This window comes from Geothrix edaphica, from assembly GCF_030268045.1.
Taxonomy (GTDB): domain Bacteria; phylum Acidobacteriota; class Holophagae; order Holophagales; family Holophagaceae; genus Geothrix; species Geothrix edaphica.
The window spans coordinates 713,176-726,346 of the sequence record NZ_BSDC01000001.1 but is presented as its reverse complement, the minus strand read 5'-3'; the positions used below and the strand labels follow the sequence as shown (position 1 = coordinate 726,346).

At 69.1% G+C, this 13,171-nt stretch carries 12 protein-coding genes; 5 read left to right on the top strand and 7 right to left on the bottom strand.

The window, feature by feature from the left end; genetic code table 11:
- Window positions 1-37: 37 nt before the first annotated feature.
- Genes QSJ30_RS03220 through QSJ30_RS03205 form a run of 4 tightly spaced genes read left to right on the top strand, consistent with a single transcriptional unit; the run spans window position 38 to window position 4,465 of the window.
- Window positions 38-1,825 (top strand): ABC transporter ATP-binding protein, encoded by a 1,788-nt coding sequence (locus tag QSJ30_RS03220; RefSeq protein WP_285606340.1) that lies wholly within the window; start codon window positions 38-40, stop codon window positions 1,823-1,825.
- Between the two features lie 10 nt (window positions 1,826-1,835).
- On the top strand, window positions 1,836-2,987 hold the full coding sequence (locus QSJ30_RS03215; RefSeq protein WP_285606339.1) for a shikimate kinase: 1,152 nt from the start codon (window positions 1,836-1,838) through the stop codon (window positions 2,985-2,987).
- Between the two features lie 28 nt (window positions 2,988-3,015).
- A complete protein-coding gene (locus QSJ30_RS03210; RefSeq protein ID WP_285606338.1) occupies window positions 3,016-3,756 on the top strand; it encodes a metallophosphoesterase family protein in 741 nt (246 codons plus the stop codon).
- Between the two features lie 13 nt (window positions 3,757-3,769).
- Window positions 3,770-4,465, top strand: a complete 696-nt coding sequence (locus QSJ30_RS03205) for a PilZ domain-containing protein (RefSeq protein ID WP_285606337.1) — start codon at window positions 3,770-3,772, stop codon at window positions 4,463-4,465.
- A gap of 9 nt (window positions 4,466-4,474) precedes the next feature.
- On the opposite strand, the gene QSJ30_RS03200 is transcribed toward QSJ30_RS03205, so the two are convergent.
- Genes QSJ30_RS03200 through QSJ30_RS03175 form a run of 6 tightly spaced genes read right to left on the bottom strand, consistent with a single transcriptional unit; the run spans window position 4,475 to window position 10,103 of the window.
- The gene (locus tag QSJ30_RS03200; protein ID WP_285606336.1) at window positions 4,475-5,947 is read right to left on the bottom strand and encodes an MFS transporter; all 1,473 of its coding nucleotides are present in this window, start codon (window positions 5,945-5,947) and stop codon (window positions 4,475-4,477) included.
- Window positions 5,948-5,976: 29 nt separating this feature from the next.
- Window positions 5,977-6,252, bottom strand: a complete 276-nt coding sequence (locus QSJ30_RS03195) for a hypothetical protein (RefSeq protein WP_285606335.1) — start codon at window positions 6,250-6,252, stop codon at window positions 5,977-5,979.
- Window positions 6,252-6,506, bottom strand: coding sequence for a MoaD/ThiS family protein (locus QSJ30_RS03190; protein ID WP_285606334.1), 255 nt, complete (start codon window positions 6,504-6,506; stop codon window positions 6,252-6,254). Before QSJ30_RS03190 ends, QSJ30_RS03195 begins: the two co-directional genes overlap by 1 nt.
- Window positions 6,503-7,747 carry an NAD(P)/FAD-dependent oxidoreductase gene (locus QSJ30_RS03185; RefSeq protein ID WP_285606333.1) on the bottom strand — a complete coding sequence of 415 codons (1,245 nt, stop codon included), beginning with the start codon at window positions 7,745-7,747 and terminating at the stop codon, window positions 6,503-6,505. The genes QSJ30_RS03190 and QSJ30_RS03185 overlap by 4 nt, the downstream gene beginning before the upstream one ends.
- Before the next feature lie 16 nt (window positions 7,748-7,763).
- The gene (locus QSJ30_RS03180; RefSeq protein WP_285606332.1) at window positions 7,764-9,614 is read right to left on the bottom strand and encodes an aldehyde ferredoxin oxidoreductase family protein; all 1,851 of its coding nucleotides are present in this window, start codon (window positions 9,612-9,614) and stop codon (window positions 7,764-7,766) included.
- Window positions 9,615-9,626: 12 nt separating this feature from the next.
- Window positions 9,627-10,103, bottom strand: coding sequence for a 4Fe-4S dicluster domain-containing protein (locus tag QSJ30_RS03175; RefSeq protein WP_285606331.1), 477 nt, complete (start codon window positions 10,101-10,103; stop codon window positions 9,627-9,629).
- Between the two features lie 317 nt (window positions 10,104-10,420).
- Between QSJ30_RS03175 and QSJ30_RS03170 the strand changes: the two genes are divergently transcribed.
- Entirely contained in the window at window positions 10,421-11,314 is an 894-nt protein-coding gene (locus QSJ30_RS03170) for a polysaccharide deacetylase family protein (protein ID WP_285606330.1), read from the top strand.
- Between the two features lies 1 nt (window position 11,315).
- Here QSJ30_RS03170 and QSJ30_RS03165 read toward each other — a convergent pair whose 3' ends face one another.
- Complete coding sequence (locus QSJ30_RS03165; protein WP_285606329.1) at window positions 11,316-12,974, bottom strand: hypothetical protein; 1,659 nt, start codon at window positions 12,972-12,974, stop codon at window positions 11,316-11,318.
- Window positions 12,975-13,171: the final 197 nt, after the last annotated feature.

Genomic DNA, 13,171 nt, shown 5'->3' with positions numbered 1-13,171 from the left:
CCAGCAGGAATCCGGGCGCCTGTGGGAGAATGACCCCATGTCCGAACAGGGAGCCTTCTTCCAATCCGACCGCATGGACCAGCGGCCCATGCGCCACACGCTGCTCTGGCGCCTGGCCGGCTACCTGCGTCCCCAGTGGGCGGCGCTCCTGGCCCTGCTCGGCCTGATGGCCCTGGGGGCCTTCCTCGAGGTGATGCCCTCGGAGCTGACCCTCCGGCTCATCAACCGCTTCATGGACCAGGGCAGCCTGAAGGGCGCCGCGCCCATGATCGCGGGCTTCTTCGGCGTGCTCATCGCAGGCTTCCTGGTCAGCTTCGCCCGCTACTTCCTACTGGCCAAGGTCGGACAGAAGGCCATGCTCGAGCTGCGGGTGCAGCTCTTCGCGCACCTCATGGGCCGCAGCACGGACTTCTTCCACCGCAATCCCGTGGGCCGCCTCATGACCCGGGTGACCAGCGACGTGCAGAACCTGAACGAGATGTTCGCCTCGGGCTTCGTGGCCATCGTGGGGGATGCCCTCTCCCTGCTGGCCATCGTGGCCTGGATGTTCTGGACCCACCCGGGCATGGCCCTGGTGGCGCTGGGCATCCTGCCCTTCCTGCTGGTGGCCACGGAGATCTTCCGCCGCCGGGCCGGCGAGGCCTTCCGGGAGACCCAGCGCCGCTACGCCGCCATCAACGCCTTCCTCCAGGAGCAGATCTCCGGCATGGGCCTCGTCCAGGTGAACGCCCAGGAGGCGCACAGCGACCAGCAGTTCAAGGCGCTGAACGAGGACTACTTCCAGGCCTTCCTCCGCACCATCTTCGCCTACGCGGTGTTCTTCCCCGTGGTGGAGTTCATCACCTCCGGCACCCTGGCGGCGCTCATCTTCTACGCGGGCTTCAAGCTCCAGGCTGGCGCCATCACCTGGGGCCTGCTGCTGGCCTTCATCCAGCAGTCGGGCCGGTTCTTCCGGCCCATCCGGGAACTGGCCGAGCGCTACAACGTGATGCAGACGGCCCTGGCCTCCAGCGAGCGCATCTTCCGGCTGCTGGACAACCGGGAGGAGATTCCCGAAGCCGCCGATGCCAAGCCAGCCGCCTTCACCAGCGAAGTGCGCCTGGAGAACGTCACCTTCGCCTACGAGGAGGGCGGCCGGAAGGTGGTCCGCGAGCTGAGCGGCGTCATCCCCAAGGGCCGCCGCGTGGCCGTGGTGGGTCACACCGGCGCCGGCAAGAGCACCCTCATCAACCTGCTCATGCGCTTCTACGACGTGCACGAGGGGCGCATCACCGTGGACGGCGTGGACGTGCGGGAGCTGAAGCTCCGCAGCCTGCGCGACCTCTTCGGCCTGGTGCTCCAGGATGTCTTCGTCTTCTCCGGCACCCTGCGCGACAACATCGTGCTGGACCGGCCCATGGATGAGGGCCGCCTGACCTCGGTGCTGGAACAGAGCCAGCTGAAGGACCTGGTGGCCCGCCTGCCCCAGGGCTTGGACACCCAGGTGGGCGAGCGGGGCCAGAAGCTCAGCGCCGGCGAGCGGCAGCTGCTGGCCTTCGCCCGCATGCTCTATCTGGAACCCGCGGTGCTGCTGCTGGACGAGGCCACCGCCAACATCGACTCCGAGACCGAAGCCAAGATCCAGACCGTCATCGAGCGCGTGAGCCACCGCCTCACCACCTTCACCATCGCCCACCGGCTCTCCACCATCCGCGACGCCGACGAGATCTGGGTCATGGACCAGGGCGCCCTCGTCGAGCGCGGCACCCACGACGGCCTCATCGCCCAGGACGGCGTCTACGCCAAGCTGGTGCGGCTGCAGTTCGCGGATGGCGAGGCGGCGTAGACTGGGGCCCATGCTCCACCTCCCGCCCCTCTACCCCATCACCGACGCATCACGCCCGGAGTCCCTTTCCGCGCAAATCCGCCGTCTGGGCGAGGCGGGCTTTCCGCTGGTGCAGTTCCGGGGCAAGCCCCTGGATGCGAAGGCCCAGTGGCTGGAACTGCGCGCGGCCCTCGCGGACGCGGCGGCGAACGGCGGCTGGCCCTTCATCTGCGTGAACGACCGGGCGGACCTGACCCTGCTCGCGGCCCGGGAGGGGCTCGCCCCCTGGGGCCTCCACCTGGGCCAGGGCGACCTGCCCGCGGCCGAGGCGCTCCGCCTCCCGGGCCTGAACGGCTGCCATATCGGAGCCTCCACCCACGTGCCCGCGGAGTGGGAGGCCGTGGATCCGGCCTGCGATCACGCGGGCGTAGGCCCTTTCCGCGGCACGGCCACGAAGTCCGATCACGCCACCCCCATCGGCCTCGAAGGGCTCCGCGCGGGTTGCGCGGCCCTGCGGGCCCAGGGCCTCGCCCCCATCGCCATCGGAGGCCTGGGCCCCGCGGACGCCAAGGCCTGCTTCGAGGCCGGGGCCGAAGCCCTGGCCATGGTGGGCGAGGTCCACCAGTCCACGGATCCCGCGAGCCTCGGCTGGGAGATCCAGCAGGCGCGGTGGCAGATCCGGCCGCCCTTCCGGCGGGGTCAGGGCATCGTGCTCCTGGGCGGCAGCGGCGCCGGGAAGAGCACCCTCGGCCGGCTGCTGGCCCAGCGACTGGGCCTGCCTTTCCACGACCTGGATGACGTGATCGAGGCGGACCAGGGCGTTCCCGTGAGCGCCATCTTCGCCGGGCGGGGTGAAGGGGCCTTCCGGTCCCTGGAATCCGCCCTGCTGCCCGCCCTGCTCACCACGCCCGCCGTGGTGGCCCTGGGGGGCGGCGCCTGGGAGGCCCCGGCCAACCGCGAGGTGGTCATCGCCGCCGGCTTCGCCCCCCTCTGGCTGGCGGAGCCGCCGGCCCGGGCCTGGGGACGGGTGAGCCGGGATCCCCGGCGCCCCCTCGCCCAGGACCGGGGCGCCTTCATGGCCCGCTGTGCCGCCCGGGCCGCGGCCTGGTCCCTGACCCCCGCCCTGCTGCCCTTCGGCCGGAGCCCGGAGGATCTTGTCTCCGCCATGATGACGGCTTGGTAGACTGGATTCCTCCCCCAGGAATATCCCAGTGGATCTGATCCTCTCCGACCTGCACTCGAACCTGCATGCCCTCCGGGCCGTGCTCCGGTTCGCGCGGCGGCGGGCCATCCACCGCTTCGTGCTCCTGGGCGACCTGGTGGGCTACGGGGCCCACCCCAACCAGCTGCTGGACAAGGTGCGCGAGCTGCGGCCCCGGTTCATGGTGCGGGGCAACCACGACAAGGTCTGCGCGGGCCTGGAGCCCTACGGGGCCTTCAGCCTGCCCGCCCGGCAGGCCGCCGATTGGACCCGGGAGAAGCTTCGGCAGGACAACTGGCGCTTCCTGGCGGACCTGCCGGTGGGCCCCGCCTGGGTGGGCGAGGACTACCAGATCGCCCACGGGTCGCCGATGGACGAGGACGCCTACCTGCTTCACATGCGCGAGATCAGCCTGGCCTTCGACGCCTTCCAGGGGCCCCTCTGCTTCTTCGGCCACACCCACCTCCCCGGCTGCTTCGAGCTGGACGAGGCCCAGGGGCGGCTGAACTGGATCTGCCTCCAGCCGGGCGAGTGGTTCGCCATGCAGCCCCACTGCCGCTACCTGGTGAACCCCGGCTCCGTCGGCCAGCCGCGGGACCGGGACCCGAGGGTGTCCTTCATGACCTATGATCCCGGCCGGCGGCGGGTGCGCCTGCACCGCCTGGAGTACGATGTGCATGGCGCCGCCAAGGCCATCCTGGCCGCAGGACTCCACTCCAACCTGGCGGACCGGCTGAGCCAAGGCATTTGAAAGGCATCACCCCATGGGACATTCACCCCTGTCCGCCCCCGTCCTGGAGCAGTTCCTCATCCAGGCCCGCCTGACCGGGGCCGTCGCGAGCCTCCGGCTCCAGACCGCCAGCTCCCGCCTCCTGGGTGATCTCCGCATCCACGCCTTCCGCCCCGGCTCGACCCTCGAGCTGTCCGGTCTCCATGCCCGGGACGCCGTGCCCGCCGAAGGCACGCCCGTGACCCTCACCGTGCTCCTGGGCGAGGAGGTGCTCACCCTGGAGTCCCTCCTCCTCCCGCCCCTGCTCGACGACAAAGGCGACACCCTCCTGCGCCTGGACTGGCCCCACGAGTCCGCCCAGCTCCACCGCCGCCGGGACATGCGCGTGGCCGCTCCGGATCAATCCCCCCTGAAGGTGCGCGTGGGCCTGGGCGGCCGGATCCTCGACGCCCTGCTGGTGAACCTCACGGAAACCGGCGTGGGCCTGGCCCTGGAGGAGGCCCTGATCGTGGACCTCCACGCCCCGGTGGAGATCGACGCGAAGCTGCCGGACGGTTCGGTCCTCCACTGTCCCGGCGAGGTCCGGCATCTGGCCTACCTCGAAGGCCAGGAGTATCCCACCCGACTGGGCGTGGTCCTGCTGCCCAGCCCGGGCATGGACTTCGAGCCCATCCGCCGCTTCATCCAGGCGCGGCGGACGGACCGGTCCCAGGGGTTCCGGCAAAGCTGAACCCTCCGATCAGCCCTTGCGAAGGCTGACGACCATACCGCCCGCTCCCAGGGCCAGCATGATCACGGCCTGGACCAGGGTCTTGTAGGACACGGCGTCCCCGGAGACCGCCGACCAGACGAACAGCACGCCCCCGGCCAGGAGCAGTCCGTAGATCCCCAGCATGATCTTCCGGGCCTTCTCGTTGGTCTGCGGCGTGTCCTCGGCGAAGGTCCGGTCGTAGAGGATGAGGCCGACGGCCGCCACGATGTTCAGGGCCACGAAGAGGAGCCAGAAGGTCCGGGCGGCTGCGGGTCCGCCGGCCTGACCCACCAGGGGCTTCAACATGGAGCCGTAGAGCATGCCCCCCAGGCTGGAGCCGATGAGGCTGCCGATGACGCCGTAGAGGAAGGCGTAGCCCATGTAGACGGCCTTCTTGTCCGCTGGGGCCACCAGGCCCACGTAGCTGTAGTACTTCGGGTGGGCCGTCATCTCGCCGATGGAGAAGACCGAGATGCCCAGGATGAACACCCACACGTTGGTGGAGGCCGCCAGGCAGAGGAAACCGATGGTGCCGATGACGATGCCGGACACCATGGTCGGCAGGGGTCGGATCTTCTTCACGATGCGGCTCACGAGCACCTGCAGCAGGATGATCGTTCCGCCGTTGACCACAGTGACGTGCTCGGCGTCGAACTTGAGGGGCACGCCGAAGGACGCGAAGAACCGGTTCACGGGCGTGGCGTCCACGAAGTCCCGGAGGTACCAGAGCACGGATCCGAAGTTCTGGAAGTAGAGGATCCAGAAGCCGGAGTAGACCACGATCATCAGCATGAAGCGGGCGTCGCCCAGCACCATGGCCGCGCCGTGGGCCACCTCGCGCAGGCTCTTGGTGTTCGCGGGCTTCGGCGGGTCCTTGAAGAGGAAGACCGTGGGCACCAGCATGGCGGCGCAGTAGAGGGCCGAGGCGATGAACACGTAGCGCCAGGAGAAGCCCTTCAGCACGCTCACCACGAGGGGCGCCAGGAAGGCCCCGATGTTGATCATCCAGTAGTAGATGCCGAAGCCGAACCCGGAGTTCTCCTCCGTGGTGGTGCGGGCCAGGGTGCCGGAGATGATGGGCTTGAACAGGCCCGCGCCCGTCGCCATCACGAGCAGCCCCGCGAACACGGCCCCGTAGGAAGTGACATTCCCCGCGATGAAGTAGCCCGCGGTGAGGATCGAGAAGGCGAAGAGGAGCATGCGGCGGTAGCCGTAGCGGTCCGCGAGGGCCCCACCCGCGATGGGGATGACGTAGGTGAACGCGTAGATCAGGCTCTGGAGGAAGCCCACGGACTGTTCCGTGAAGCCCAGGCCGCCCTTCACGACCTCGTTCGTGAGATAGACCGCGAGCACCGAGTTGAGGCCGTAGTAGGCCGCCCGCTCGAAGAGCTCCATGACATTCGCCAGCCAGAAGACAGGCGGGAAGGAGCGCAGGATTCCGGCAGGGCGTTGAGTGGGCATCCGTGGATTATACGGGACCTGCGGGTTTTCTAGCCCCCGCCCCGCTGGAATCCGCGCTGGAAGCGGGCCAGGAAGGCCTCCGCCTGGCCCGCCGTATGGCCTTCGAGGCGGATCTCGACCTGGTACCGGGGCAGGACCACGCGGCCCACGCGGAGCTCCGGAAGGGGGATGAGCCGGATGCGCCACCTCAGCGGGCCATCGGTCCCCCGGAAGCCGCCGTCTTCCTCGGTGAACGGTCCCACGGCCCCCGGCAAGAGGCGCAGGAACTCCTCGCGGCTGAGGGTCATCTCCAGGCGGTGGTCCATCAGCCGCCGGCCACGGGCGGCCAGATGGCCAGGACCTCGCCCTCGGCCAGCATCCGCGCCGAACGCTCCGGCGGAGCCACCCAGGCCCCATCCACCAGCACGATGGCACACTGGCCCGGGGGAATGCCCTGATGGCGGATCACGTCGGCCACGGTGGCGCCCGGCGCCAGCTCCAGCTCGACCCGATGGCGGGACCGGGCCTCCGGCGGCAGGTGGGCCGCTAGGGAGGCGAACAGCTTGAGGGTGATCTTCATGCCACCCGGTGCGCCGCTGCGAGGTAGGCCTCCATGATCCGGGTGGGGTCCTCCAGGAGGCGCTGCTTCCACTTGCCCAGCCGCACCCGGCCCTCGATGAGGCCCCGGAAGGCGCCCACGTGGTCGGCGAAGCCCACGCAGTTGGCGCCCACCAGGCGATCGCCCTCGAACTGGAGGTTCAGGTAGCGGTAGCGGGCCTCGTCGAGGACTTCGGTGGACTCGCCCTCCGGCACGCCCTGCCACTCCCCGAAGGAGGAGGAGACCAGCCCGAGCGTGGTGAGCACATTGAAGACGAAGCTGCCCCGGAACTGGGCGGGTTGTCCCGCCATGTTCAGCGCCGCGATGCGGCCCTGCTCCACGGCGTTGGGCTGGATGGCGTTGAGCTGCCGCCGACCCGTGAGGCAGTCCGTGGCCTCGGCTACGTCCCCGGCGGCATAGATTCCGGCGACGCTGGTCTGCATGGTGGGATCCACCAGGATCCCGCGGCCCACGTCGATGCCGCTGCCTGCCAGGAAGTCGAGGTTGGGATCCACGCCCACCGCGCTGAGGTAGAGATCCGCGGGAAGGCCCCGTCCCCCGCCCAGGTCCACCCGGAGGGCGCCACCCTCGGCCGTGATGCCGAGGGGCTGGGTGCGGGTGAGGATCTTCACGCCCTTGGCCTCGCACCACTTGCGGATCATGCCGCTGGCGGTGGGGTTCATCATGCGGCGCACCATGTAGCCGCTGCGGACGAGGATGGTGAGGTCCACGCCGCGCGACAGCAGCCCCTCCATGATGATGCAGCCCACGAAGCCAGCGCCCATCTGGACGATGCGGGTGCCGGGCCGGGCCATGTCGAGGATGGTCCGGGCGTCCTCGAGGGTCCAGCAGCTGTGGACACCCGGTAGGTCGATGCCGGGGATCTTCTCCAGGCTGGGGTGGGAGCCCGTGGCGATGAGCAGCCGGTCGAAGGGCAGGCTGCGCCCGCCGCCAAGGTCCACGGTGCGGCCGGCGGTGTCGATGGCCCGGGCGCGGGCCTGCACCAGCTGGATGCGCAGGCGGTCATAGTGGTCGGCATCCTTCCGGATGTGGGTGCCCGCCTCCGCGATCTCCCCCTTCAGAAGATAGGGAATCGCCATGCGGGCGTAGGGCGGCCCGCCCTCGCCGCAGAGCAGGGTGATCTCCGCGGCGGGGGCGGCCTTGCGCAGGGTCTCCGCGGCGATGACGCCGGCGGGACCGCTTCCGATGATCAGGTGTTTCATACGAAACCCATCGTTGTCACACGCCGAGACGCGAACGCGTCTCGGCGGTGGGAACGCCTTCCGGCGTCCAGCCGCGTAGCTGGTAGTACTCGGGCAGCATGATGTCGAGCTTGGACACGGCCCCCTTCTGCGGGCCCGTCTTGGCGGGTTCCTTCATCAGCCGCGGCGGGAGGTTGTCGTCCTTGGCCGTGAACCCGGCGGCAAGGTTGAACTCGCGCTCCAGGTTCCAGATGCGCTCGCCCACCAGCAGCAGCCGCTCCTCAGACCAGTCGCCCTCGCAGGCGGTCTGGATCTGCGGCTGGATGTCCTGGAGGCCCCAGGCGAAGGTGGTGAAGAGGCAGATGCCGGCGGAATCCACCACGGCGGTGAGGTCCTGGAAGGCCTTCAGCATGGCGGGCTTCCCTTCGGTGGCCTGGGGCTCCATCTTCACGGGGATGCCCAGGACTTCCGGCGACACCATGTAGCCGCGCAGGTGGCAGGCGCCGCGGTTGTTGGTGGCGTAGGCCAGGCCCATGCCCTGGAGGGCGCGACCGTCGTAGGCCGGGAACTCCTGGCTCTTGACGGTCATGGACAGCTCGGGGTGGCCGTACTTCGTGCAGAGCCGCTTGGAGCCCAGGCCCATGACCTTGCCGAAGCCCTCGCCCCTGGCCGTCAGCTCCGCCAGCTTGACCAGGGCCTCTGTGGAGCCGAAGGGCAGCTTGAAGCCGACCTCCTGCTCCGTGAGGACGCCCATCTCGTAGAGCTCCATGGCCGCGCCCACGGTGGCCCCGAAGGTGATGGGATCGAAGCCGTCCTCGTTGCAGAGGAAGTTGGCGTAGGTGAGGGCTTCGAGATCGTTCACGCCATTGGCGGCGCCCAGGGCCCAGGCCGCCTCGTACTCCACGCCGCCGGAGGCACCGTGGTACTGGGGCTTGTCCTTCACGCTGAAGTGCCCGGGGTCCATGCGGGAGATGCGGCCGCAGGCGATGGTGCAGCCGAAGCAGGCGCCGTTGGTGACGAGATTGGCTTTGCCGTCCGTGGGCCGCTTCTCGTGCATGGCCTCGCCGGAGATGTCGTGGGCGCCCTCGAACTGCACGTCCCGGTGGTTCCGCGTGGGCAGCGCCCCCAGCTCATTGATGACATTCATGAGCACCTGGGTGCCGTAGGTCGGGAGCCCTTGCCCCGTCACGCCGTTGGCCGCCAGCACCTTCTTGCCCGCCTCGGTGGCGGCGAAGAAGGCCTCGGGATCGGCCAGGTGGTAGGCATCGGTCCGCGTGCCGCGCACCGCCACGGCCTTGAGGTTCTTGGAGCCCATGACGGCGCCCACGCCGGACCGGCCCGCGGCCCGGTGCAGGTCGTTCACGATGGCCGCGTAGAGCACCCGGTTCTCGCCCGCCCGGCCGATGGAGGCCACGCGGATCTGGGGATCCTGGTGCTGGGTCTTGATGATCTCCTCGGTCTCCCAGACGGTCTTGCCCCAGAGGTGGGAGGCGTCCACCAGCTCGGCCCTGCCGTCGTTGATGAGGAGGTAGACGGGCTTCGGCGAAGCCCCCTCGAAGATCACCATGTCCCAGCCCGCGAACTTCAGCTCGGCGCCGAAGTAGCCGCCGGAGTTGGAGCAGGCGATGGCGCCCGTGAGCGGCCCCTTGGTCACCACGGAGTACCGTCCGCCGGTGGCGGCCATGGTGCCCGTGAGCGGGCCCGTCACGAAGATGAGCTTGTTCTTTGGGGAGAAGGGATCGACCTTCGGATCAATCTCGGACACGAGGTACTTGGTGGCGAGGCCCCGCTGGCCCAGGTAATCCTGCGCCCACTGCATATTCAGCGGCTCGGTCGTGCAGGTGCCGGCCTCGAGGTTCACGCGGAGAACGTTCTTGGTCCATGCCATGGCAGTCGCTCCTCACACCGTCGCCGGGTTGGTGTCGGTCTTGCCGGCCCACTGGCGCATCTTCCCGAGCCCCGTCCAGTCGGCATCCACATAGGTGATGGCGCCGGTCGGGCAGGCCTTGGCGCAGGCCGGCTCGCCGCCGCAGAGGTCGCACTTCTGCACCTTGCCCGTGGAGGCCACGTAGTTGATGGTGCCGAAGGGACAGGCGATCGTGCAGACCTTGCAACCCACGCAGGTGGGCTCCAGCACGATCTTCGCGCCGGTGACGGGATCCAGCCGGATGGCGTCCACCGGGCAGGCGATCATGCACCAGGCCTCGTCGCACTGCGTGCAGGTGTAGGGCACGAAGCGGCCTTCCTTGTGGAACGTGAACACCTTGATCCGCGACTTGGCGATGGTGAAGCTCCGGTGGTTCTCCCAGGCGCAGGCCATCTCGCATTGCAGGCAGCCCGTGCACTTGTTGGGATCGAGGTGGAGGGACTTCTGCATGGCGAAACCTCCTATGTGATCAGACTGTCGGGAATGGATCGCGATGATCATAGATCGGATAACGCCGGGCAGAATCCCTTTTTCAAATGCCTCGATGAGAGCGGCGTAGAGGCAGGAATGGAGCGCCTTCCAAGGGCCTCGCCAGCGTCAAGGATCCAGAGACTCTATCTCGCCATTTCACTCGATCAGATACACCAGGGATACCTTCCAAGGGCGCCACCCGACCCGGTCGCCTTGGCGCTTTCCCCTGGTCCAGTGAGCCCGCGCCTTGTGGTGGGCCCGGTTCGCGGGTGGAATGGAGGCTTCGAGGAATCAGCATGAAAGCCATTTCCCTCCGCGTGGACGTCGACACCCTGGAAGGCTCGGTCACGGGCATCCCCACCCTGCTGCGCCTGCTGGACAAGCACCAGATGCGGGCCAGCTTCTACTTCAGCTTCGGGCCCGACAACAGCGGCAAGGCCATCCGGCGCATCTTCCGCAAGGGTTTCCTGGCCAAGATGCGGCGCACCAACGCCACCAAGCTCTACGGGTTCAAGACCATGATGTACGGCGTGCTCATCCCCGCACCCATCATCTGGAAACGGGCCGCCGCCGAGATGCGGGCCGCGAAGGCCGCGGGCCACGAGGTGGGCATCCATGCCTGGGACCACGTGCAGTACCACGACCTGCTGGACCGCAAGTCGCGCCAGTGGCTGTCGGACTGGTACTCGAACGCCCACGAGGCCTTCGGCACCATCTTCGGCGAAAAGCCCCTGGGCGCCGTGAGCCCCGCCTGGCGCTGCAACGACACCACCCTGGAGTTGCAGGAGGCCTATGGCCTGGCCTACGCCGGCGACTGCCGGGGGCTCGCGCCCTTCTACCCCATCGTGAAGGGACGCACGCTCAGCACCCTCCAGATCCCCACCACCCTGCCCACCCTGGATGAGCTGCTGGGCCTGGACGGCCGCACGCCGGACCAGGTGAACCGGGAGGTCTGGGACCTGGTGCGGGAGGATGCCTTGAACGTCTACGCCCTGCACACCGAGGTCGAGGGCGGGGCTCTGTTCGAGACCTTTGACGCCTTCCTGGGCGGCCTGCGCGAGCGCAGCGTCCAGGCCCGCACCCACGCGGACTGGCTGCCGGAGCTGAAGGCCGCCAACCCGCCGGCCAAGGCGGTCTCCCGTCGGGAGATCCCTGGCCGGGCGGGCTGGGTGAGCTGGGAAGGTGACTAGGCTACTTGAGGTTCCTGATCAGCGAATCCTCGGTGGTGGCGAACTTCCGCAGGATGTTCGAGCACAGCTCAAGGGCCTTGGCGCGCTGATCCATGTACTGCTGGAGCCGCGTCTGCATCAGGTCCCCCAGCTCGGACAGGTCATCCAGGTTGCCCTTGGTCCTGGCCAGTTCCGCCTCGATCTGGGCGGCCGTCAGATCCTGACGGGGCGCCGGCGGATGGATCAGGTCCGGAGCCAGCCTGGGCAGTTCCAGGTTCAGGACCGGGGTCCGTGTCACGCTCCGCGGCACCTTGGGCGCCACCCGGAGCAGTCCAGGTGCCACCGCCACCCCGGGGGAGGCCTGCCGCATCTGTGCCCGGAGCCGCCGCTCCTGTTCCTGCAGGCGCTGGGCCTGGTCGCGCTGGGCCTGCTTGGCCTGGTTGATCTGGTCCATGGTCGCCAGCGCATCCCGCAGATCCTGCTCCGCCGAACGGGAAGACTCCATCAGGACCATGGCCACGAGGGCCTCGATATCCATGGACGAGGTCCCGGAAAACTGGCCCCGGACCGCGTTCTGGGCGGTGCCGCGGACATCCGCGGTGGGCGTCCTCATGGCGCGCAGCACATCGCTCCGCGCCTGGTCATACCGAGGCCGGGCAGGCCCCTGGACCCTGGCGGCCAGCCGCTGGCCCCGGGCGGCCACATCGGAAGGGATTTCGGTGAGCTTGGGCGGGGGCGTCAGCTTCACCTGGAACACGGCGGGCTGGCCTGGAGGCGGGGGAGGCGCGGTCTGCACCACCACGGTTGAAGCCGCCGGGGGCACGGCCGTGGTCCGGGGTGTCTGGGTCGGAAGGGCCGAGATCGGGGGGCGCCCGGTGTCGCGCACGGTCATGGCGCTGAAGGTCACCACCTTCTCAGGGGTGGTGCGCCCAGCGCTGTCCAGGACTGCGATCCGGAGCTGGCCGGGGGAGGTTCGCCGGTACTTGGCGGGAATGGTCACGTGGAAGACGTTGTCCTTCCCGGTGGAGGTCCAGGCGGGCGTCATTTCGTACCCCACGGCCGGATCCTCGCCCGGCACCGGGGCCGCGGCCTCGCCGCCGAAGATGACCTTGCAGGCCCCCGTGGCGAAGGTGCCGTAGATGCGGAGACGGTAGTCCTGGCCGGGCTTCCCGATGAGGAGGTCGGCGGGGACGATGCGGCTGATGACCGGGGGGGCGCCCGCCACCGGGGTGGCCGAGGGCTTCACCGCCCCGGCCGGGGCCACGTCGATGGTCTTGATGGCGGACCAGGGGCTGCTCATGCTGCCGGAGCCCACCGGATCGGCGGCCTCGGTCGCCGACAGCGACACCCAGAGCTTCACCTGGAAGTGGCTCCCGGGCTCGCTGAGGTAATGGGAGGGATCCACCCCCAGGGAGATGACGGTCCGGGCGGCCCCGCCATAGACCTGGCAGCCGTTGGCGGCGGTGGCGGGAACCCAGGGGGTGACCCGATCCCCGTGGGGCGACACACCGCGGATGAAGATGTGCTGGTAGCCGCCGTCCGGCCCCGCGGGGTGGCCGAGGTCATCGTCCGGGGACAGGTTCTCCCCGGAGATGGTGATGGCCACGCGACCGTTGGAATCCAGCCAGCCCGGCGTGCCGGGGTAGACCATCTGCGGCTCGGCCCGGACGAGGATAGGCATCGGGAGCCCCTGGGCGCGGGCCGGGGTCCAGGCTGCAAGGACCGCGACGGATGCAACGATGGCAAAGCCTCTCAGGGCATGCTTCATGGTCTCCTCCAGGGAAGGGCCGGACTGGGAATAGGGGCGACCCGACATATTCAGAGGAACGGCTCCGTTTGTCCATGGCCGCTCAGCCCTCGCGTGACGAGGTTCATCGC